Origin of the sequence: Stenotrophomonas sp. YIM B13575 (assembly GCF_042787595.1) — a bacterium.
GTDB lineage: Bacteria > Pseudomonadota > Gammaproteobacteria > Xanthomonadales > Xanthomonadaceae > Stenotrophomonas > Stenotrophomonas lactitubi_B.
The window spans coordinates 1-21,158 of the sequence record NZ_JBHZOP010000023.1 but is presented as its reverse complement, the minus strand read 5'-3'; the positions used below and the strand labels follow the sequence as shown (position 1 = coordinate 21,158).

Annotated in this window: 21 protein-coding genes; 14 read left to right on the top strand and 7 right to left on the bottom strand. The window is 62.1% G+C overall.

The genetic code is table 11. The features are described from left to right. Positions 1–15: 15 nt before the first annotated feature. The 5 genes from ACFX4F_RS05550 (at position 16) to ACFX4F_RS05530 (ending at position 4,385) form a co-directional block, all read left to right on the top strand. A complete protein-coding gene (locus ACFX4F_RS05550; protein ID WP_099821388.1) occupies positions 16–1,341 on the top strand; it encodes an XVIPCD domain-containing protein in 1,326 nt (441 codons plus the stop codon). A 117-nt stretch (positions 1,342–1,458) separates the two neighbouring features. Continuing rightward, the gene (locus ACFX4F_RS05545) at positions 1,459–1,668 is read left to right on the top strand and encodes a hypothetical protein (protein ID WP_207761054.1); all 210 of its coding nucleotides are present in this window, start codon (positions 1,459–1,461) and stop codon (positions 1,666–1,668) included. A 91-nt stretch (positions 1,669–1,759) separates the two neighbouring features. Beyond that, a complete protein-coding gene (locus ACFX4F_RS05540; RefSeq protein ID WP_099821386.1) occupies positions 1,760–2,185 on the top strand; it encodes a TonB family protein in 426 nt (141 codons plus the stop codon). A gap of 452 nt (positions 2,186–2,637) precedes the next feature. Further along, entirely contained in the window at positions 2,638–3,006 is a 369-nt protein-coding gene (locus ACFX4F_RS05535) for a hypothetical protein (RefSeq protein WP_099821385.1), read from the top strand. 767 nt (positions 3,007–3,773) lie between these two features. Continuing rightward, on the top strand, positions 3,774–4,385 hold the full coding sequence (locus ACFX4F_RS05530; RefSeq protein WP_165787293.1) for an HNH endonuclease: 612 nt from the start codon (positions 3,774–3,776) through the stop codon (positions 4,383–4,385). A 299-nt stretch (positions 4,386–4,684) separates the two neighbouring features. On the opposite strand, the gene ACFX4F_RS05525 is transcribed toward ACFX4F_RS05530, so the two are convergent. From ACFX4F_RS05525 to aceE, 4 genes are all read right to left on the bottom strand, one after another. Further along, positions 4,685–5,884, bottom strand: coding sequence for a hypothetical protein (locus ACFX4F_RS05525; RefSeq protein ID WP_133119644.1), 1,200 nt, complete (start codon positions 5,882–5,884; stop codon positions 4,685–4,687). Further along, positions 5,881–7,902 carry an ATP-binding protein gene (locus ACFX4F_RS05520; RefSeq protein ID WP_099821380.1) on the bottom strand — a complete coding sequence of 674 codons (2,022 nt, stop codon included), beginning with the start codon at positions 7,900–7,902 and terminating at the stop codon, positions 5,881–5,883. Before ACFX4F_RS05520 ends, ACFX4F_RS05525 begins: the two co-directional genes overlap by 4 nt. Before the next feature lie 119 nt (positions 7,903–8,021). Further along, positions 8,022–9,101: a DNA cytosine methyltransferase gene (locus ACFX4F_RS05515; RefSeq protein WP_099821379.1), complete on the bottom strand. Its 1,080-nt coding sequence runs from the start codon at positions 9,099–9,101 to the stop codon at positions 8,022–8,024. Positions 9,102–9,235: 134 nt separating this feature from the next. Continuing rightward, positions 9,236–11,923, bottom strand: a complete 2,688-nt coding sequence (aceE, locus tag ACFX4F_RS05510) for a pyruvate dehydrogenase (acetyl-transferring), homodimeric type (protein WP_099841795.1) — start codon at positions 11,921–11,923, stop codon at positions 9,236–9,238. Between the two features lie 635 nt (positions 11,924–12,558). Between aceE and ACFX4F_RS05505 the strand changes: the two genes are divergently transcribed. Then, the gene (locus ACFX4F_RS05505) at positions 12,559–13,119 is read left to right on the top strand and encodes a PadR family transcriptional regulator (protein ID WP_380653044.1); all 561 of its coding nucleotides are present in this window, start codon (positions 12,559–12,561) and stop codon (positions 13,117–13,119) included. A gap of 60 nt (positions 13,120–13,179) precedes the next feature. Further along, a complete protein-coding gene (locus ACFX4F_RS05500; protein WP_380653041.1) occupies positions 13,180–13,977 on the top strand; it encodes a siderophore-interacting protein in 798 nt (265 codons plus the stop codon). Positions 13,978–14,070: 93 nt separating this feature from the next. Here the strand turns inward: ACFX4F_RS05500 and ACFX4F_RS05495 are convergent, their stop codons facing one another. After that, complete coding sequence (locus ACFX4F_RS05495; protein ID WP_380653038.1) at positions 14,071–14,892, bottom strand: hypothetical protein; 822 nt, start codon at positions 14,890–14,892, stop codon at positions 14,071–14,073. A 91-nt stretch (positions 14,893–14,983) separates the two neighbouring features. Between ACFX4F_RS05495 and ACFX4F_RS05490 the strand changes: the two genes are divergently transcribed. Next, on the top strand, positions 14,984–15,385 hold the full coding sequence (locus tag ACFX4F_RS05490) for a hypothetical protein (RefSeq protein WP_251473070.1): 402 nt from the start codon (positions 14,984–14,986) through the stop codon (positions 15,383–15,385). 158 nt (positions 15,386–15,543) lie between these two features. Here the strand turns inward: ACFX4F_RS05490 and ACFX4F_RS05485 are convergent, their stop codons facing one another. Beyond that, positions 15,544–16,254 (bottom strand): YceI family protein, encoded by a 711-nt coding sequence (locus ACFX4F_RS05485; protein WP_089238300.1) that lies wholly within the window; start codon positions 16,252–16,254, stop codon positions 15,544–15,546. A gap of 85 nt (positions 16,255–16,339) precedes the next feature. After that, positions 16,340–16,930 (bottom strand): malonic semialdehyde reductase, encoded by a 591-nt coding sequence (locus ACFX4F_RS05480; protein ID WP_025878215.1) that lies wholly within the window; start codon positions 16,928–16,930, stop codon positions 16,340–16,342. 122 nt (positions 16,931–17,052) lie between these two features. On the opposite strand from ACFX4F_RS05480, the gene ACFX4F_RS05475 reads away from it, so the two are divergent. The 6 genes from ACFX4F_RS05475 to ACFX4F_RS05450 all read left to right on the top strand — a co-directional run bounded on the left by ACFX4F_RS05475 (position 17,053) and on the right by ACFX4F_RS05450 (position 20,909). Then, a complete protein-coding gene (locus tag ACFX4F_RS05475) occupies positions 17,053–18,012 on the top strand; it encodes a mitochondrial fission ELM1 family protein (protein ID WP_380653033.1) in 960 nt (319 codons plus the stop codon). 78 nt (positions 18,013–18,090) lie between these two features. Further along, positions 18,091–18,309, top strand: a complete 219-nt coding sequence (locus ACFX4F_RS05470) for a hypothetical protein (RefSeq protein WP_032975596.1) — start codon at positions 18,091–18,093, stop codon at positions 18,307–18,309. 57 nt (positions 18,310–18,366) lie between these two features. Then, entirely contained in the window at positions 18,367–19,215 is an 849-nt protein-coding gene (locus ACFX4F_RS05465; RefSeq protein ID WP_380653029.1) for a DUF2145 domain-containing protein, read from the top strand. An 18-nt stretch (positions 19,216–19,233) separates the two neighbouring features. Further along, positions 19,234–19,725, top strand: a complete 492-nt coding sequence (locus ACFX4F_RS05460) for a hypothetical protein (RefSeq protein ID WP_380653026.1) — start codon at positions 19,234–19,236, stop codon at positions 19,723–19,725. A gap of 33 nt (positions 19,726–19,758) precedes the next feature. After that, complete coding sequence (locus tag ACFX4F_RS05455; protein WP_380653023.1) at positions 19,759–20,274, top strand: hypothetical protein; 516 nt, start codon at positions 19,759–19,761, stop codon at positions 20,272–20,274. Between the two features lie 74 nt (positions 20,275–20,348). Next, positions 20,349–20,909 (top strand): queuosine precursor transporter, encoded by a 561-nt coding sequence (locus tag ACFX4F_RS05450; protein ID WP_380653020.1) that lies wholly within the window; start codon positions 20,349–20,351, stop codon positions 20,907–20,909. Positions 20,910–21,158 lie beyond the last annotated feature (249 nt).

Sequence of the window (21,158 nt, the reverse complement as noted above, 5' to 3'; positions counted from 1 at the left end):
CTTCAAGGATGAACCATGAGCGGACTTACCGATAAGGACATTAAAGTCCTGGATTTCTATGCCAAGCATGGGAACCGAGAGCTTTACTGGAACTACCTCGCACAGCTTCCCGACAACGACGGCTATGGGCTGTTGGCGCTGGGGGTTGTACGCAACGACAGCCTGCCTGGCCGGGTCGCCAACAGCTTTGCAACAGCAGTCGCCGAGCAGCAGGAGAAGCTGTTCGGTAGTAACGAAAATGTAGATTTCACTGAACGCAGGCAGGAGACGTTCGGTCAAGAACTGATCAGCAATGATCTGGCCGAACGCAAAAAGTGGATGGGAGCGGGTAGGCCAGAGCTGGCCCTCAACCTGCCCTATACCAGCACACTCAAATCCCACGATGTCTCGTTCGAGGCCAACGATCTCAACGTGAACTGCTGGACACCGCGAATGCTGCTGGTCGCCACAGAGCACAGCAAGGGCGGGCAGGCGGCAGAAAAAGTCTGGCAGAACATGCTCGACAATACGGCCGGCGGTGCGTTCCGTGCTGGCAAGACCGCGGTCAGCGTGCACCTGGACATGCCCCAGCCCGCCGGGCACTTCTACTTCGTAGAGCTGAGCAAGTTCGAGGCATTGGCGACCCTGCAGCGCGACGCTGTCGACCCCAACGTCATCGGTACCAAGATCGATTACCACACGTACAACGCGAAGGATGGCAGTTGGAGCCACACCCGGGGCATTCCTCCCATCGATGTAACAACGAAGGAAACCGATGCGAAGGAGATTTCGCGCCTGAACGAGACCCGTGAGGTTCGCCTGGAGCGTGAGGTCAAAGCGACTCAGTTCCATCCCGATGATCCCTACAGGGAAATCGCCAAGAGCCCACTTGTGGTTTCCAACCAAGAGCCCGAACTTCCTTCCGGAGAAGGACGCCGCTTGGCGAGTATTGCGCCGGGTCATCCCGACTACGCATTGCACAAGCAGATTCGCCAAGGTGTAGCCGCGCTGGATGAGAAGCACGGCCGGCCATTCGACGCGACCAGTGAGAACTTGACCGCCAGCTTGACCGTGAAGGCGCGTGAGCAGGGCTTGGAGCGTGCCGACCACGTGCTGTTGAGCAATGCAACGGCCAGCCAGCCGGCCGGGCACAACATCTTTGTCGTGCAGGGCGATCTGGCTGACCCTGCCCACTTGCGCGCAGTCATGCCCACAGCGGTGGCGGCACAAACGCCTATGGTGGAATCCCTGCAGCAATTGGCTATTGTTGGCGACCAACGCGCGCTTGCTCGCGAGAACGAGCAGCAGGCGTTGGACGCCCGCATCCAGGAACAGCAGAGTCACTCCATGCGTATGGGGTGAAGTCCGTCGCGATTGGCGCCTCCGCGAATGCTCCCCCAAGAAATTGACTGGGGCAGCGTCATTCCAAGCACATGAGACACCTTCAGGCCATCCTCCCTGCACCGGCGGAGGATGACCATGACCAAGATCGACCCCACATGGCTGGAAGCCTTCGACAAAGAGCTCCTCCACCTGTTCGCCATCGACCATCGCGATGCCGGCATGGATGAGTACCTGTTGCGCTGCTACGCAGACCTTCCACCACGCGAGGCAGCGCTCGCCTTCGGCAGCGACTACGACCTGGAGCGCGACGATGCATTGTGGCCACGACCGGGCGTGCCTGTGTGATCCGTACAGCAGTCCGGCACGCCGACATTCAAGGCAAGCGATGCCAGGGCATGACCGCTATGCTGGCAGCGCACCGGAATGGAAACCACGTATGCCCCGTTTGAACACCGCCCTGGCACTGAACCTTGTTCTGATGCTGCTGGGCGCTACACCTGCCATGGCCATGGCGGCAGACCCGCAGGTTTCCACCGAAGTGTTCGTAGAGCGCGGTGACAACCCCACCTTCGAGCTGCAACAGGCGCCTGCCGTTGTGTATTCGACGGCCCCTGCCACCCTGCCCGATACCGTGCTGCAGGTTCCCATGGAGGTGCTGTTGGTTGCTCAACTGGATGAGCTGGGCCACGTTTCCAACGTGATGGTGGCGCGGTCCAGCGGACTGCGGGAGATTGATCGTGCAGCCTTTACCGCTGTGGACCAGTGGCGCTTCGAACCGGTTGTGGTTGAGGGCGTCGCGCGGCATGCGCGGGTTCGGGTCCGTCTGACCTTCGTGCCCACGGCCGAGGCGCCGCCGGGCTGAACTGCCGCTCCAATCTGTCGTAATTGGTCCTACGCCGTGGGCTTGGCTGTGAGCATCCTGCGCTTGGGGCCAATAGCGCCAAGCCCTTCAAGACCGTTGCGGCGCAATCGCTTGCTGGCTTAACACCGTGTGCGACAATCCCGAAAGCGTCAGGACTGGCAATCGTCAGTTCTGCAGTTTCTTGGCATTTGGCATCTGTGCGGGTATCTCTTGGCGTGCCACCGGAAAAGGGTGGCGCGGGACTCGAAAACCCGTGTATCTGCCAGTTGTATGCGCTTGCCAGCCGGCGTCACCTTTTGTGTGGCGTCGGCTGGCAATCCGTTCGCGTTCCATGGCGGGCGGTGCGTGGGGGCCTTCGTGCCCGCCGGTCTGGCATTTACCGGTTTTCGAGCCACGCATCGTCCGCCGCCTTTATTGGTGGCGCTGCTATCTGTCCTGTACGGAGCATTGCCATGAACACATCGGACTTCCGTTCCCTGCACGCGCAGTACGATCCGGACAACGCTGAAGCCGAGCGCGAACCGTCCGTCGATCCCAACACCTTCGTTGCCACGCTGCGCCGCATCGGAACCGGTGCCGCGGCAGACGGCCAGCCTTGGCCGGAGCGGCATCAACTGCCTGGGCGGTGCCTTCAGTTGGCGGATGCGGATTGCGCGCTGGCTGGGCTGCGCGTGGTGGCGGAGTTGATGCTGGCTGCAGAGCGCACGCGGCAGAATGGCGCGCCCGAGGAGTACCTGGGGGATCGGGTGATGGAAGGGTTGAAGATGGCGTGTGTGGCGTTGACTGCGCAGGTGGCTGAGCGGTTGCAGGTGCGGGGGTAGAGCCCAAGGCCTGAAGCTCGAGCAGTAAGCTGCGGGCTGTCGTCGCTGCCCCCTTATCCGTTCGCCTCTGATCTGCAGGACTTCCGATGAAGTCTCTGACGTACGCAGCACTGTGTTTGGCAGCGTTGATCGGTTCAGCGCTCGCCCACTTCCACCTGCTAAAAGGCGATCTGGAGCTGAAGACCTACCCAAAGGTCTCGGCTACAGAGTTTGCTGTCATGCGCGAGGAAGCCCTAAGCCTAGTGGCTGAAGATGCAGCCCTCGGTGCCGGACGCTTTGATGCAAGGTACTTCGAGCTCACTTGCCGAGGTGAGCCCGCTCTGCTGGTGGACAACTCCTCATCACAGTTGCTCTTCCTAGGCTTCATAGGCCGAGCCAGTGAGACGCCTTGCGATCAACCTCTACTCCAGCCTTGGAGTAGCCGACTACTTCCGGCCGACTAGGGATTTGTAACTGAACTCCATATACGAGACGTACCGACGGGCCTGAATAGTCTGTGGTTTGCGCTGACAGCGCTACGCTCTTCCGTCCCAAGCCATTTGCGGCTCATTGTGTCGTTTACGGCATACTTTCCCCAGAGCGCCACGTGCGGTCGCGGAAAGAGGAAGGCTGTGAGCAGGTGGACTGAAGACGAATTGGCTGCTGCCGTTGAGGCGTATCGCCAAATGGAGGCCCGTCTTGCCAATGGATCAGCCCTTGAGAAGGCGAGGGTCTATCGGGAATTGGCGGCCCAACACGGACGCACGTCCAAGGCGTGGGAGTACCGCATGCAGAACATCTCCCATGTTCTAGATCAGGCAGGTAAGCCTTGGCTACCCGGGCTTCTTCCAGCATCGAACGTGGGTGCAAAGGTTGAGCCGAAACTTGCCAAGCTCCTCGGGCTTTCTGGCGAGACGCTCACGTCGGTCTCTGGTCCTACAAGAGGACTGTTGGATCAAGAGGCCAAAGCGGCGGAGGCATCTGGCAGTTTCTCCCCAACAGACGAGGTGGACGAACGGCAGCGTGTGCTGGCAGCTATCGTTCGGCGCCGCGGGCAGCCCGCCTTCCGTAAGGCACTGCTGGACGCATACGGCGGCCGCTGTGCTATGACGGGATGCAATGTGGTCGATGCGCTTGAGGCGGCCCACATCCGACCCTATTCTGGCCTGAAGAGCAACGATGTCAGGAACGGCCTTTTGCTCCGTGCTGATGTGCACACTCTGTTCGATCTGTATCTAGTGACCATCAACCCCGATTCCCTGCGGATCGCCGTGGCACCTACTCTGCAGAACTCTGCTTACTTAGAGTTGGAGGGCCGTAGGCTGGCTGCTTCAATGCCAGGTGGACTGGCAGCCTGCCTACAGTCGCTCGCTTGGCATCGCTCGCAATGCCCCTGGTAGAAGGCAATTCGCGAGCATTGATTTTCACTTAGCTGATAGCCCAACCTAAACCCGGGGATGAGGTGTTTCTCCCGAGCGGACGCGGGCTCACCAGTGCCAAAACTCCCAGCAATGAGCTATAAAGCGAGCGGAATTCCAGGATCTGCGTTTGGAAAATGAGTCTAAGAGGGCTATTTCAGCGGGCAATACGTCGTCATTCACAGATGATGTGCGACTGTTAATCGCACATCGGCCGGCGGCTTGAAATTGGGCCTACCAGATAGCAACCAGCCGCCGCATTTATTTAATCCAATTTCCGCCTACACGACATGAGGCCTAAATCCATGTGCACCTAGCCATTCACGGTACTTTGAAACATCGTAATTCCCAGCTGCCAAAAGAGCTTCTGTCTTTTCCACGAGATTCACAAGAACAGCTCGATCGTTGACAACAGCATCAACATCCACAGTCGCACCTGCCTTGCGTACAATCTGAATCGCACTTGCCATCTCAATAGCAGGTATTTCGATGTTATTTTGCTGCTCCGCAGAAATCATAAGCTTCTCCCTGGGCGTAACCCTGAATACAACAGAGAGCATATCTAGACTCTTCGATTCGACTCTATAGGCGCAACAGCTTGCCAACTCCACCGACGCGGGATCTTGAATTTGATTGTGAAGCAAATGCAATAGATATTTACCCAACCCAACTGCAAATATTTTTATCAGCGGATCCCCGGCGACCTTCCAGTACCGCTCCACATCCTTGGCAATACAGATGTCAACCCCTATGAGTTCCGCGAGCTTCTCGGAGAATTCGGGACCAAGCTCAATATTCTTCCGCAATGGAGGGGAGAACTTCCCTTCCGCCTTGCCGAGGAAATCAGGATGCACCCTCGTAGTCAACATGAATAGCCATGGAGTTGCATACCCCCTTTGATGCAGTACTATTTTCTCGATGACATCAAAGATCCCAGGGCCGGCGGTTTCTGCCCCGAGATGATCACAGAGATCGATATTAATTACATCGAACTTCCCGTAGGACTCCATGATCCGGTAAACATGAGATCGCTTTTCCGCAATATCTTGCAGCCTATCGGGCAGCGTCCTGGAGTCATCAGTGATTATCTTTTCCTGCCGCAGGACAGATTCAGCATTTATCTGACTTCCAGCATCTCCCATCCCGGGCTTTCTAGAGTTAAATCCGAGAAGCCTAACTTTTCCACCCCTTCGCTTCACCGATTCGCCGATTACCCTGACATCAAACATGTCCTCTCCAGGAAGCGAAAGATAGCCAAGATCCCTACCTGGCGCCTGCCCCAATCGCTCTACCTGCAACAACCATTGTTTCTCACGAACAAATTGCTTTACGGGATGGTGCCATGGTTTGAAGTCGGATCTTTTCCTAGCAGAGACAATCTCTTCGGCAACGTCGACCTCCGCCGCCTCGCCATAAACAGTTTCTTGGTCAATCTCGTCCAGAGGATCTAGACCTTGGCCGTTTGGGTCAGCCTGCATCATTTCGATTCCACTCCATAGAATACGTGCAAGATTGCTGCAATCAGATTCTCCTGCTCCGCGTATTCAAGCCCCTGCAGAACGTCGTAGGCGAGAAGGACTTGGACCAGCGCAGTCACCTTGCTTTCGCCTTGGCCCGCAGGCATTTGTTGAAGCGCTTTTACTGAAGTCAACGTGGCCCTATGCAGCGCAACATTACCCATACTTCTGGCGCTTCGCACACCTACTTCGTCGGAAATCGTAACTTCAGGCGGAACATCATCCGACTGCCGCCCGCTCCAAACCGTTCTCACAAACTTATCGAGAGCGCTACTTTCTGCAGCTGCTTTGGTCCCGAGCCGCTCTTTCCTCAACTTGGAAGCTAAGTCTTTGTGCTTATTAGTAAGTTGGCGGATGGAGCGCTGAACCCAGCCAGCTACGAGCTGGACGTGCGGGTGGGAGAAGTTAAAAGACTCCCGATCAATATTCAGCGCCGCGTCCAGCCCTCGACGAATAAATATCTCTGACGTAATCTGACGAAGGCGAGTCAGCTCTGAAACCTGATAATTAAAGAAAGTCGGATCAAATGCGGCACCACTCGCCCCCCGTATTCGCACCAAAACGCCATTATTCTCCTTCGGTACAATCCTTCCCGTCCAGAATGCGTACCCCTCCAATGACAACCCCCCTCCCCGCCTATCCACCGATATCTTGCTGAGATCCGGGTTATAGCTCCCAACGAACAGGAGAGACTTGGATAGATTTTTCTCACCAGCGGGGAGGTACTTAAACCGAACGGGGTGCTTAATCTCAACCGAATCAATGAACACCCTAAAGCCGCCGCCGGCCTGCGCCAGCCCATCAACTAACTCTTTGTTGCCTGGAGCGCGCTCCTTGACGGCTCGCCGCACTGTCTCACCGGGCATCATTTTTACTTCGGTAGCCTGGCCCTTTGCCTCGTTTGATATCCAGAAAAGATCAAAGTTCTCTGATGCCTTCAGATCAAATGGATGCTTATCAACATATCGAACCGGCGCAGATAGCCCCAGCGTCCAGAGCATATTAAGGTATGCGTCAAGCGTCGCAGCAAGATCAGGCCGATCCTTTTTTTCTCCCTGTTTTTCGACAGCATCCATCAGTGCAGCCATTCTATCGCTAGGATCAGTGTCTTCGGTCCACGGGAAGTTTGGCCCAACCTCTACAGTTGATGCTTCACCAGGAGGAGAAGCACCGATCCAACCCGAATGAAATACTGGGCGCTGAACTCGAATCGCATTGGCAGTCTCTTTATCGCCAACGCTTATGGCGCGCTCGCGTTCGAAAACCTTGGCCCATCGATCAGAATCCCTCAGCAGGTCACGAACACGCGGCTTGACGTCCTCGAGTATGAGGTCGGTTCCGTGAGAATCTATGTCTTCCGCGGGCTGGCTGACCACCTCCACAACGCCACTGATGTAGTTATCGTCACCTTCCGCAGAAGCATGATCCAGCTCTGTCCCGTCTTCCGTGTAGGTTCTAAGCGAGATCTCAGCGATCAGGCGATAGCTCTGGCCCTTAACCTTCGTAACAATTCGAAAGCGACGCGCGAGCTGGCTAATTGAGAACAGTCCAATACCGATCTTTCCAATCAGTTGACGTCCACCTGGGGACTTGTCAACATCACCACCAGTTACACCAAGCCCTTCGCCCTTGGCGCTTCTCTTTGCACTACCGCCAATATTTTTAATCAGATGAGATAGGGTTTCGAACGACATGCCATTTCCGTCGTCTCGAACATATACTCGGCCGAATCGAGGAGCGTCGGTGAGAATAGTCACCTGCGTAGCGTCTGCATCCCAAGCATTAGATATCAACTCTCGAAGAGCCGAAGCGGGCTCTCGATAGATGCCATCCGTGACCCTTGCAATTACCCGATCACTTGCCTGGAGATGCGTTCTAACCGGTCTTCCAGCAACACCGGGATCGGACAGATATGAAGCAAGAGCACCTTGCTCTTCGATGTATTTGACCTCATCCTTCCGATTCTTTACGTCGTTCGTCATATCCCACTCCATTGGCGGACTTTCACCCGAGACGCGCGGCATTTCACATGAACGCCAACGACCATATTTAATTCTAACCGCATTGCGAGTTAATTCGAAAATACTGAAACTCAATTGAACTAGCTAAGCTTGAGCTGCTCCTTAATTGAGCTTGCGATAACCTCGGCCAACGGAGGGGGTACCGCTTCACTGACTTGAGTGATTTGAGCGGACAGAGTTCCCTTTAACACGAATCGATCAGGAAACCCCTGCAGCCTCATAGCTTCGAGAACACTGAGTCTTCGATGTTGATCGGGGTGTACATGGACCTCTCGATTGCCATAAGCAACCGTCGGACTCGGCTCATGCCAACTTAGAACCTTGAAACACCGTCTATTCTTGCTCCCCACACTCATCAGCCCGTTACTGAACTTTGGCGACTTCGGCTTCATGCACCAATGGTTAGGGTGAAATGGAATTTCATTCTCCGACAGGCCTCGCTCAAAGTGAACTGGTTCAGGTAGCTCACCAATGGCGTCTCTCACGGTGGCTCTACCACCCGTTGCCTGAGGCGGAATCCACCGCAGCTCTCCATAAATCGACTTATTAAATCCAACGACAATGACTCGCCTCCGACGCTGCGGGAGTCCAAAATCGTGGGCATCTAAGATCGCTTCGCTCAGATTGAAGTCAACCTCAAGATCCTTCTTTAGCTTCTCGAACACATGCGCGTGCTTTGGCCCAACTAGGCCGACTACGTTCTCGAATGCGAAGAAATGTAGCGGCGAATCCGCATTTAGCTCCCGCACTAATCGTGCGTACTGCTCCGGGAGCGAGTGACGTGGATCGTCAATCTTATCAGCCGTGTTCGCACCGCTAAAGCTTTGACATGGCGGGCCACCTATCAAACCGATCGGAGCAAAACTGGCCTTCGCCGAGTCTGCGCGAACCCTCTCGACCGTCAGACCTCGCACATCCGCTACGTGTCCTCTATGTGCACCTGTTCGGTTAGCGTTGTAAGAGTCGATGCTTACCGTACGAATATCGTAAGCGCACGGCACGGTGAAGCCGCTCTGCTCGAAACCCAAATCGAGTCCACCAGCGCCACAGAAAATACTGACTACATCACCGAGACTCTCAGCAATTTCAACTGGTTGCTCAGATCTGTTTGTTTCATCACCACGTAAACAGGCGGCGATTTGATAGACATTCAGAGCCATCCCACATCTCTCGGTTGCGCTGAGGCAAAGGTAGCTAGACGCGTAGCTGTCAGTTTTCTCAGCATATATAAGTTCTCTCAAATGGAATAGGGCGGCACTTAGGCCGCCCTATTCATCACGCGTACTGATCGAAATCAAACCCCAACAGGGTTAGCCTTCTCCGGATCAATCTTGTACTGCTTGATCGCCCGGGCCACATCCTTCGCGGTCATCTTCCCGTCCTTCGCCAGCGCCGCAATCGCGGCATGCGCGATGTAGTACCGGTCAACCTCAAAGAACCGGCGCAGGTTCGCACGCGTATCCGAACGGCCAAACCCATCCGTACCCAGCACCGTGTACGACATCGGCACGAACGCACGGATCTGGTCCGCATACGCACGCACGTAGTCGGTGGCGGCAATCGCCGGGCCCTGGCGGCCTTCCAGCAGCTCGGTCACGTAGGCCTTGCGCTGCTCACCTTCCGGATGCAGGCGGTTGGCACGTTCCACGTCGAAACCATCGCGACGCAGTTCGTTGAAGCTCGGGCAGCTCCAGATGTCGGCGGTCACGCCGAAGTCCTTGTCCAGCAGCTCGGCCGCGGCAATGGCTTCGCGCAGGATGGTGCCCGAACCCAGCAGCTGCACGCGCAGCTCGCCCTTCTTCGGCTTGCCGGCGTCGGTCAGCAGGTACATGCCCTTGACGATGCCTTCGGCCGCACCTTCCGGCATCTCCGGGTGGGTGTAGTTCTCGTTCATCAGGGTGACGTAGTAGTACTCGTCAATCTGATCTTCCATCATCGCCTTGGTGCCGTGCTGCAGGATCACCGTCACTTCGAAGCCGAAGGTCGGGTCGTAGCTGCGCACGTTCGGAATGCCACCGGCCACCAGATGGCTGAAGCCATCTTCGTGCTGCAGGCCTTCACCGTTCAGCGTGGTGCGCCCGGCGGTACCACCCAGCAGGAAGCCGCGGGTACGCATGTCGGCGGCCTGCCAGGCGATGTCGCCCACGCGCTGGAAGCCGAACATCGAGTAGTAGATGTAGAACGGCAGCATCGGCACGTTGCTGACCGAGTAGCTGGTACCGGCGGCCATCCAGGAGCTGATCGCGCCCGGCTCGCTGATGCCCTGCTGCAGCACCTGGCCGCTCTGGTCTTCGCGGTAGAACATCAGTTGGTCGGCGTCGACCGGCTTGTACTTCTGGCCGAACGGCGCGTAGATGCCGATCTGGCGGAACAGGCCTTCCATGCCGAAGGTACGGGCTTCGTCGGCCACGATCGGCACGATGTGCGGGCCCAGTTCCTTGTCGCGCAGGGTGATGTTCAGGCTCTGCACGAAGGCCATGGTGGTGGAGTAGCTGCGCTCGCCGCTGCTCTTCAGCAGGCGCTCGTAGCTTTCCAGCTTCGGTGCATTGAAGCTCTTTTCGGCCTTGCGGCGGCGCTGCGGCAGGTAACCACCCAGCGCGGCACGGCGTTCCTGCAGGTACTGCACTTCCGGCGAATCCGGGCCCGGGTGGTAGAACGGCACCTGGCCGTCGGCCAGCTGCGCGTCGGTCACCGGAATGTTGAAGCGGTCGCGGAAGTGGCGCACCGCTTCGTCGTCCAGCTTCTTGGTCTGGTGGGTCGGGTTCAGTGCCTCACCGGCGCTGCCCATGCCGTAACCCTTGACCGTCTTGGCCAGGATGACGGTCGGCATGCCCTTGGTGTTCACGGCCTGGTGGTAGGCGGCGTACACCTTGTGCGGGTCGTGGCCACCACGGTTCAGGCGCCAGATGTCGTCGTCGGAAAGACCGGCCACCATCGCAGCGGTTTCCGGGTACTTGCCGAAGAAATGCTCGCGCGTATATGCGCCGCCGAAGGCCTTGCAGTTCTGGTATTCGCCGTCGACGGTTTCCATCATCAGCTTCTTCAGGACGCCATTGGTGTCCTTGGCCAGCAGGGCATCCCAGTAACCGCCCCACAGCAGCTTGATGACATTCCAGCCGCCGCCACGGAACACGCCTTCCAGTTCCTGGATGATCTTGCCGTTGCCGCGCACCGGGCCGTCCAGGCGCTGCAGGTTGCAGTTCACCACGAAGATCAGGTTGTCCAGGCCTTCACGGCCGGCCAGCGCGATGGCACCCAGGGTTTCCGGCTCGTCGCTCTCGCCATCGCCGATGAAGCACCACACCTTGCGGTCGGACTTCTCGATCAGGCCACGGTTTTCCAGGTAGCGCATGAACTGCGCCTGGTAGATGGCGGCCAGCGGGCCCAGGCCCATCGACACGGTCGGGGTCTGCCAGTATTCCGGCATCAGCCACGGATGCGGGTACGACGACAGGCCGCCGCCGTCCACTTCCATGCGGAACTTGTCCAGCTGCTCTTCGCTGATGCGGCCTTCCAGGAAGGAACGCGCGTAGATGCCCGGGGCGCTGTGGCCCTGGATGAACAGCAGGTCGCCCGGGTGGTTCTCGCTGGGGGCGCGCCAGAAGTGGTTGAAGCCCACGTCGTACAGCGTTGCGCCGGAGGCGAACGAAGCAATGTGGCCGCCCAGGTCACCCGGCTTGCGGTTGGCGCGCACCACGGTGGCCATCGCGTTCCAGCGGATGATCGAACGGATGCGCCATTCCAGTTCGGCGTTGCCCGGGCTCTTGGCCTCCAGCTGCGGCTCGATGGTGTTGACGTATTCGGTAGTGGGAGAGAACGGCAGATAGGCACCCGAACGACGGGTCAGTTCCACCATGCCTTCCAGCAGCTGATGCGCGCGCTCGGGGCCCTCGACATCAATAACGGCCTTCAACGACTCGATCCACTCCTGGGTTTCCACAGGATTCGGGTCGTTGTTCAGCACCTCGTTCAACCAGTTCATTAGCGCTCCCATTACCGCACGCACGCGCGCGACTGTTGATAGATTTCTAGACCGCAAAGTGTAGCGCACCAAGGGCTTTCGTCACTTGGCTACGCTGGCGTATGGAGGCAGCCCCCCCCTGTCTGCATGGCATGTCCCGGGACGTCCACCGGCGGGACAAAGCACTGCTGCAGGCCGCTGTGGCTGCCTGCAAGGGCTGCGCCAGCTGTCGCTTGCGGCCTGCTGCGCCCATGCGCAGGACGCAGTGTTACTGCTGCGGATGACCGTTGTAGGGCAAGGCCGGCGCCGTGTCGGCGTTGTCTGACGGGCTGCCGCTGAACCCGCGACAACGTGTCGCGCGCGCCTCTCGACGCGGAGGGCGCCACTGCGCACGGTTGGCGGCGAGCAGGCCCCTTCCCGCGGTTCGCCGCTCGTCTGCTGCGCCCCCGACGGGGCGAAAACCCGCAGCGCCGTTGCGTGGCCCGATACGGATGTCAGGCCGCGCAACGGTGGCTTGCGCCGCACGCAACCCTGCCCTGATCCCTTGCAGCACCTGGCGGCGTGGCCCGATCTGGCAAGCGTTGTGGCCGAAACCGTACTTGTCGGGTCCGGCTTATCGATATATCGTTTGCGGCACACGTTACCGATATATCGAAATGGGCCGATCCCCCTCCCCCAGGAACCGCACCGACGATGCCGCGGTACCCCGCCGCAACGGCCAGCCGCGCGTGCTCAGCCGTGGCGACCTGCGCCTGCTGGTGCTGGCGCTGATCGGCGAGCAGCCGCGCCACGGCTACGAGTTGATGCAGCACATCAGCACCATGTTCATGCAGGCCTACACCCCCAGTGCCGGCACCATGTACCCGCTGCTGGCCAGCTTCGAGCAGGCCGGCTGGGTGGAATCGGAAGAGGTGGACGGCCGCCGTGTGTTCCGCATCACCACTGCGGGCGAGTTCGAGCTGAAGGTGCAGCGCACCCAGGTGCGATTGGCGCAGCGGCGCGCGTTCGACCGCGCCCGCGAGATCACCAAGGCCTCGCTGCCGGCGCCACTGGCCGCTGCCCTGCGCGAGTTCAAGCTGGCGCTGGTGCACCACCACGGGCGCTGGGCCGACGGCGAAGCCGAGCAGGTGGCCGCGCTGCTGACACGCGCGTCGGCGCTGATCAATGGCCAGGCCGGCAACGCGTCCTCTCCCTTTTCTACGACCCAGCCAGACTGAATCCAGCCAGGTCTTCCCCCATGCCGCGCGCCCCCGCGCGACCTTCTGACAGGTACCCCCATGACCGAACATCACAACTCGCGCCTGCGCCTGGATGTGCGCTTCCGTGAACTGACGGTGCTGCGCACCGAGACTGTCACCCCGCACATGCGCCGCATCGTGCTGGGCGGCGACGACCTGGCCGGCTTCGACTCGCCCGGCGCCGACGACCACATCAAGCTGTTCTTCCCCAACGCCAGCGGCGAGATGGTGCTGCCGGTGCTGACCGCCGAGGGCCGCAGCTATCCGAACGGCAAGCAGCCTTCGCCGGCACGCGACTACACCCCGCGCTGGTGGGACCACGAAACCGGCGAGCTGGCCATCGACTTCGTGCTGCACGACCAGGGCATTGCCGGGCCGTGGGCTGAGCGCGCACAGGCCGGCGACACGCTGGTGATCGGCGGCCCGCGCGGTTCGTTCGTGGTGGCCGACAGCTACGACGCCTATGTGCTGATTGGCGATGAGACCGCGCTGCCAGCCATCGCCCGCTGGCTGGACGTGCTGCCCGAAGGTGCGCAGGTGCAGGCGTATATCGAAGTGGCCGACGAGGACGAGCGCCAGGACCTGCCGCAGTACGAGAACGTGCGCATCCACTGGCTGGAGCGCAATGGCTTCCCGGCAGCCAGCAGCACGCTGCTGGAAGACATGCTGACCGACTTCGAAGCCCCGGACGGCGATGCGTTCTACTGGATCGCCACCGAATCGCGCCGCGCACGGATGATGCGCAAGTTCATCGAAGGCCACCTGGGCGTGCCGCGCGACTGGATCCGCTCGACCGGTTACTGGAAGGCGCACCCGGACGAAACCGACGGCGATTGACCGGGCAGCGGGTGGGTGCGGACCGTTGGTCCGCACGCCTTTGACGATGTAGCGCCGAGCCCATGCTCGGCTGCTGTTCTATCCACCCTCGCGCTACGCGCGATGAGCCGAGCACGGGCTCGGCTCTACAGGAGCGCGGGGCGCCACCTGCCGCACCCACCCGAACCGGTGCGCGGCCCAGATCTCCAGCGCCAGCAGCAGCGCGATGATCGCCAGCGGCAGCAGCAACCCCAGGTACACGCCCGGCATCATGCCGTTGATCTGCGCCTTCACCAGCCGCAGCACGCCGCGTGTATGCAGCAGTTCGTCGATACGCATCGTCAGCGCCTCGCGCACCATCTTCGGCTCCAGGCCGACCGTGCCGGCCTTGTCGATCAGCGTGTCTTCCACCATCGCGCGCAGCAGCCCGGCGCGCACCTTGCCGATCACCCAGCCCACGCCACGTGCCATCGGCCCGTCACCCAGCCGGTCCACGCCGGGCAACGGATGCTCGCTCAGGTAGATCGCGGCCAGCGAATCTGCCACATCGCCTACCGTGCCCTGGCTCTGCAGCGCTGCACGCATGCGCTCGTCTTCCAGCGAGGCGGTGAAGCCACTGCTCCAGCCTTCCACCATCGTCTGCAGGTGCGGCTGGAAGTGATCGAGCTGCTTGAACAGCGCGCGGTGCGCGCCGGCGGTGAAGCCCAGCTGCAGGCCGAAGAACGCGACCAGCAACGGCAGCAGCACCACATACGAGGCCAGCAGCCCGTGGTGCCAACCTCGCTGTCGCCGCAGCCAACCGCGTCGATGCAGCCAGCGCCAGGCGAAGATGCCCAGCGCCAGCCCCAACAGGGTGCCCAGCCCGCTGCCGCCGATCAGATCGAGCACGCTCAGGCCGGTCCAGAATTCGCCAAGCCAGTACTGCGCTTCCTGCATGGTGTTGCCTTCCGTGGTTCAGTGCGGCCGCCATGGTAACCGCGACCCCATGCGACAATCGCGCTCCTTTCCTGCACCAACGAGGCCCCACGTGGGCAAATTGACCCTGAGCGGCGTGGACACGCTGCGTACCCGCCTGGCCGACGACAGCGCCTGCGACGCAGTGCTGTCTGCCTTCGCCGACCCGGCTGCGGCGCGCGTACCGCTGCGTGAGCTGGTCGAGGCACAGCACCGCTACCTGCAGGCCGAACATGAAGTGGCACAGGTGGCCGACATCCTGCGCCGCGACCAGAAGTACGCGCCGGTGGGTCGTCCGTCGGTGCATATCGTGCAGCTGCGCAAGCAGCAGGCATCGACCAGGCAGGCGGCGCTGATCGCCCGCCAGGTGGTGGCACAGGCCGCGCAGACGTTCGTGCGCGCGAGCGGGTTGGTGGTGAAGGCCAAGCAGAGCCCGAGCGAAGCGTCGGCCGCGTGGCTGGGTACGCTGCGCTGAGAAATCCTGCTTCGGAGAGATTGTGCGGACCAACGGTCCGCACCCACCGAATCCAGGTCCGCAGCCGGCCAGCGGCCGGCTCTACCAGAACCCAAAAAAGAAGGCCCGCTTTTCAGCGGGCCTTCTGCCTTCTCACGACGAGTGAGCGGGATGTTGCATCAAGCAGCCGGCTTCTCGCCGGTGGCTTCGGTGGTGATGCGGATCTTCACTTCATCGCTGACGTTCGGGGCGTAGGCGCCGACGCCGAAATCGCTGCGCTTGATGGTGGTGGTGGCATCGAAGCCGGCGGCCGGAACCTTGGCCATCGGGTGCTCGCCGCCGCCGTTGACGGTCACATCCAGGGTCACCGGCTTGGTGATGTCCTTGATGGTCAGGTCGCCGGTGACGGTCAGCTTGTTGGTGCCGGCCGATTCAACCTTGGTGCTCTTGAAGCTGGCGGCCGGGAACTTGGCAGCGTCGAAGAAGTCGGCGCTCTTCAGGTGCTCGTCGAACTTGGCGGTGAAGCTGTTCAGGCCGCTCAGCGGCAGCTTCACTTCCACGGTGGACTTGGTGACGTCAGTGGCGTCGTACACCAGGGTGCCTTCGGCATTGCCGAAGTGCGCGCTCGGGTTGGAGAAACCGAAGTGGCTCCACTGCGCCAGCACGTCGGTGTGGGTCGGGTCGAGCTTGTAGGTGCCCGAGGCGATGGTGATGGCGGCAGCCGCCGGGGCAGCAGCAGCGGCATCGGCGGCCGGGGTGGTGGCAGCCTGCTCGGTGGTGGCCGGGGCAGCAGCATCGGCGGCCGGGGCGGCGGTGTCGGCCGGCTTGGAGCAGGCGGCGATGGCCAGGGTCAGGGCCAGCGGCAGCAGCAGTTTACGGGTGGCGCTCATCTCAGGAACTCTCCGGATCGTAGGGTGGGAACACAGTGCAGCAATGGCCCGCCACGGCAGGCGGGCCCGAAACCGATACAGCGACTTACGCGATGCGCGCCGCTTCGTCGAAGGACAGACGCGGCAGACGGGGGAACAGGCCCGAATCGTCACCGTACCCCAGGTTGACCAGGAAATTCGACTTGATGCTGGTGCCGGCGAAGAACGCTTCATCGACCTTGGCATTGTCGAAGCCGGACATCGGGCCCGCATCCAGGCCCAGCGCGCGTGCGGCCAGGATCAGGTAGGCACCCTGCAGGCTGCCGTTGCGGAACGCACCTTCGTGGCGGCCTTCGCGCGGGCCGTCGAACCAGGCCTTGGCATCGGTGTGCGGGAACAGGTACGGCAGCTTCTCGTGGAAGTCCTGGTCGAAGGCGACGATGACGGTGACCGGGGCGGCCAGGGTCTTGTTGTGGTTGCCTTCGGACAGCGCCGGTGCCAGCTTGGCCTTGGCTTCGGCCGACTTCACGAACACGAAGCGCGCCGGGCTGCCGTTGGCGGCGGTCGGGCCCCACTTCAGCAGGTCGTACAGAGCATGCAGCTGCGCGTCTTCGACCGGCTTGTCGAGGAAGGCGTTCTGGGTACGGGCGGTGCGGAACAACTGGTCCAGTGCAGCAGCGTCGAGCGCGTGGGACATCGGTGGATCTCCAGGGCGGCTAAGGTCAGTGCCCGCGGGCGGCGCGGGGCGAAACGTCGATCCGCAGTGTAGAGTGTCGCGACTGTTGCAACACCCAGCAGGATTGAAACGAATTAATGCCAATGGTGAAACGATCGAGCACGCCATGGACGGTCACCGATGGCCGTGCCGGTAATGTCCGCCAGGCGGTCGCGCTGGCGACGGCGCTGCGCCTGGGCAGCCACCGCCCCCTGGTACTGCAACCCCGCGCGCCGTGGCGCTGGCTGTCGCCGCGGCGCTTACCCGGTGATGTGAACGGCTACGGCGAGGCGTTCGCGTCCCTCGCTGCCGAGGCGCCTGCGCTGGCGATCGGTTGTGGCCGCCAGGCCGCCGGTGCCCTGCGCGTGCTGCGTGCGCGCGGCAGCCAGGTGGTGCAGATCCTCGACCCGCGCATCGGTTGCCGCCACTGGGACGTGGTGGTGGTGCCCGAGCATGACGCCCTGCGCGGCAGCAACGTGCTGACCCTGGTCGGCAGCCTGAACCCGGTGGACGATGACTGGCTGGCCTTGGGCCGCGCCGCGTTCGCCAGCTTCAGCACCCTGCCCGGCCCGCGCACCGCGCTGCTGGTGGGCGGCCCGACGCCGCTGGCACCATGGGATGAGACGGCGATGGTGCACGTGTTCCAGGCGCTGGCCGAACAGATCCGCAGCGAGGGTGGCAGCCTGCTGGCGACCACTTCGCGGCGCACGCCGCCGGCGCTGGCCGAGATCCTGCGCGCGAAGTTCGCCGACCTGCCGCATGTGATCTGGGGCGATGGCGGCGATGGCGTGAACCCGTATGCCGGCCTGCTCGGCTGGGCCAACCGGGTGGTGGTGTCGCCCGATTCGGTGAACCTGCTGTCCGAGGCCAGCGCCACGCGCATGCCGGTGATGGTGGCCCTGGCCGATACGGCGCAGGGACGGCTGGCGCGCTTCCAGCAGCAGCTGCGCGAACGCGGGCGCTTGCAGCCGCGCTGGTTGGATTGGCAGTACGACCGCATCGAACCACTGCGCGAGACCGCGCGGATTGCTGCCGAGGTCAAAGCGCGGCTGGCGTTGGGGTGATGCCGTCCAGCGCTTTTTGAACATTTCGATCCGTCGGCGCAGTTAGAGTCCAGCCTCCCCCTCGGACTGGACGTCCCCATGCGTACCCTGCTTCTGCTGCCGCTGGCCCTGCTGGCGGCCTGTTCCACCACCCCCACCGAACTGGACCCGTTGTCGCACGCGTGCCAGCAGCAGCTGGATGCCTACCGCGAGCAGCCGGCGCTGCGTAATCCGCGCAACGAGCGCCCGCCGTTGCCGATCGCGCCGATCAGCGATGCCTGCGACAAGGAATTGCGGCGCAAGGGCGTGGAGCGTTGATTCCAGCGATACGGGTATGATCGGCGCGCGGGCCTGCCCGCGTCTGGAGCGGTATACATGGAACGTCTGCATCGCCTGCGCTGCGGTCTGCTGTTGTTGATGGGCCTGCTGGCTTCCGCGCCGGCATGGGCCGACAGCGGCACCTGCGTCGAGCGCTACCCCAGCGTGGCCGCACAGGCGGCGATGTTCGATGTGGCGTGGGCCACCGCTGAGCGCCTGGATGCGCTGCCCGACGTTGACGTGGTGATCGCAGCGCGTGGCGGCCAGGACCTGAGCCGCTACGGCCTGCGCCACAGCCACCTGGCCTTCCTGCTGCGCGAGGACGACGGCCGCTGGCGCGCGCTGCACCTGCTCAACCGCTGCAAGACCGACAGTTCGCAGCTGTACCGCGAGGGCCTGGGCAATTTCGTCGGCGAGAGCGGCACCCATACCGACCTGCGCATCGGCGTGCCGCCGCCGGCGTTGCAGCTGGCACTGAAGCGGATGCTGGCAGCACCGACGATCCAGCCCAAGGCGCTGCACGAATCGAAGTACAACGTCGTGGCCTATCCGTTCGCCACCGACTTCCAGAATTCCAACCAGTGGATCCTGGAAGTGCTGGCCGCAGCGATGGCGCAGAATGAAGGCGGCCCGGTGATCGTCAAGCGCGAACAGGCACAGCACTGGCTGCGTGCGCAGAAGTACCAGCCCAGCGTGCTGCATATCGGCCTGGGCAAGCGCGTGGGTGCGCGCCTGTTCGTGGCCAACGCCACCACCACCGACCATCCGGCCAGTGAACGTATTTCCGGCAACTACTCGGTGGTGACGGTGGAATCGGTATTCGACTTCCTGCACCAGCGCAGCCAGCTGCAGCAGGAACTGACCATTGCGCATGCGACGGCCGACACTGCCGCCGCTGCGCCCTGACCTGGCAAGGAGAAGATGATGCGCAACCTGCCGTTTTCCGCGTTGGCCGTGCTTGTGTGCGGCAGCCTGTTGTCTGCAGCGCCGGCACATGCCGAGCGCCGCATCGTGATCATCCAGAACAGCGTGCCCGAGGGGCCGAGCCTGGAGATGTCCGCACCGATGGCGGCAGCTGCGCAAGCGGCGGCGGCCAAAGAAGCCGAAGAAACCGGCGTGCCCGCGGGCCAGGGCGCGGTGAAGCTACCGCAGATGCAGGTCAGCGCCATTTCCACCACCGTCGATGGTCGCCGCGAGGTGCTGCTGCGGGACGCCAGCAACCCGCAGAACACCGCCTCCATGCAATGGCCCAAGCGCCCCGGCGACCCGGCCGTGCAGTTCAACGTGGGCCAGACCGTGAACTTCCAACCCACCGGATCGGGCGACGGTTGGCAGGTGAGCGACAACCAGGGCCGGCCACTGGAATACCTGCCCGAAGCCACCGGCCCACGCGACATTTTCGATACGCAGCGCTGAGCCGCTGCTTCTCTTCCCGACCAGGAGGTCACCATGCTTCGTTCCCTGCGCGCCCCCGCCACCGCCCTGCTGCTCTCGACCCTGACGGTGCCGACCGTGCACGCCGGCGCCGCCCCGCACATCAATAGTGGCCAGGCCAGCGTGCTGGTCACTTCACTGATCGTGGTGTCGGTTCCGCTGGCTACCTCGATGGGCCTTGCAGCGCTGTCCAAGGCGCCGTTCAAGGCCAGCGAGCGCAATGGCAAAGTCGCCGAGCGCACCCCGGCGGTGCCGCTGCCGCCGATGGAAGTGAAGCAGGTGGCGACCACCGCCGCCGGCGAGCGCCAGGTGCAGCTGCAGGTACCGGACAAGGCTGACCAGACTGCCACCCTGCAGTGGCCGGCGATCGAGGGCGATGACCCGGTGGCCGGCTTCGTGGTCGGCCAGCAGGTGCGCTTCGACCCGACCGATGCCGGTGCCGGCTGGACGGTGAAGAACAGCGACGGCAAGGCCCTGGCCTATGTGCCCACGGCCTATGCCGCCGGCGACGCGCTGAGCGAGCAGCTGTAAAGCTGAACGGCCGTTTTTGGCTTTGCGGCGGGCCGGGCGGATAATGGACGATCCCCTTTTTCCCTTGGCTCGCCATGTCCGTGCGTCCTGCGCCTGTTTTTGCCCCGTTGACCGCCCGCGCCCTGGTGCTGGCGGTGCTGGCCATGGGCGCGGCGGTGCTGCTGTCCAACGTGCTGGTGCAGTACCCGATCAATGACTGGCTGACCTGGGGCGCCTTCAGCTATCCGGTCGCGTTTCTGGTCAGCAACCTGATCAACCGCTGCTTCGGCCCCGGTCCGGCCCGCCGCGTGGCGTGGATTGGTTTTGCGGTGGCGGTGCTGCTGTCGGTGTGGGTGGCGACGCCGCGCATTGCGATCGCTTCTTGCTCGGCCTTCATCGTGGCCCAGCTGCTGGACATCACCGTGTTCGACCGCCTGCGCCGTGGCAGCTGGTGGCGCGCGCCGATGGTGGCCACCACCTGCAGCGCGACGGTGGACACCACCATTTTCTGGTCGATCGCGTTTGCTGGCTCCACCCTGCCGTGGGTGAGCTGGGCCGCCGGCGACCTGGCGGTGAAGCTGGCGATCGGCGTATGCCTGCTGGCCCCGTTCCGCGCGCTGCTGTGGAAGATGGCGCCGCTGCGTACGGCCGGCTGACCACCGTTGCACGGGTAGGTGCCAACCTGGGGTGGCACACTCCCAGACCCCGGTGGGTGCCGACCGTTGGTCGGCACGCTTCTTCAGGGTTCATCGCAGCTGAGAAATTGTGCCGACCAACGGTCGGCACCTACCAATGTAAGGCCATCGCCGGGCCATTGAACCGGTAGCTGCCAACCTTGGCTGGCGTACTCCCAGACCCCGGTGGGTGCCATCCTTGTTTGGCACATTCCCAGAACCCGGTGGGTG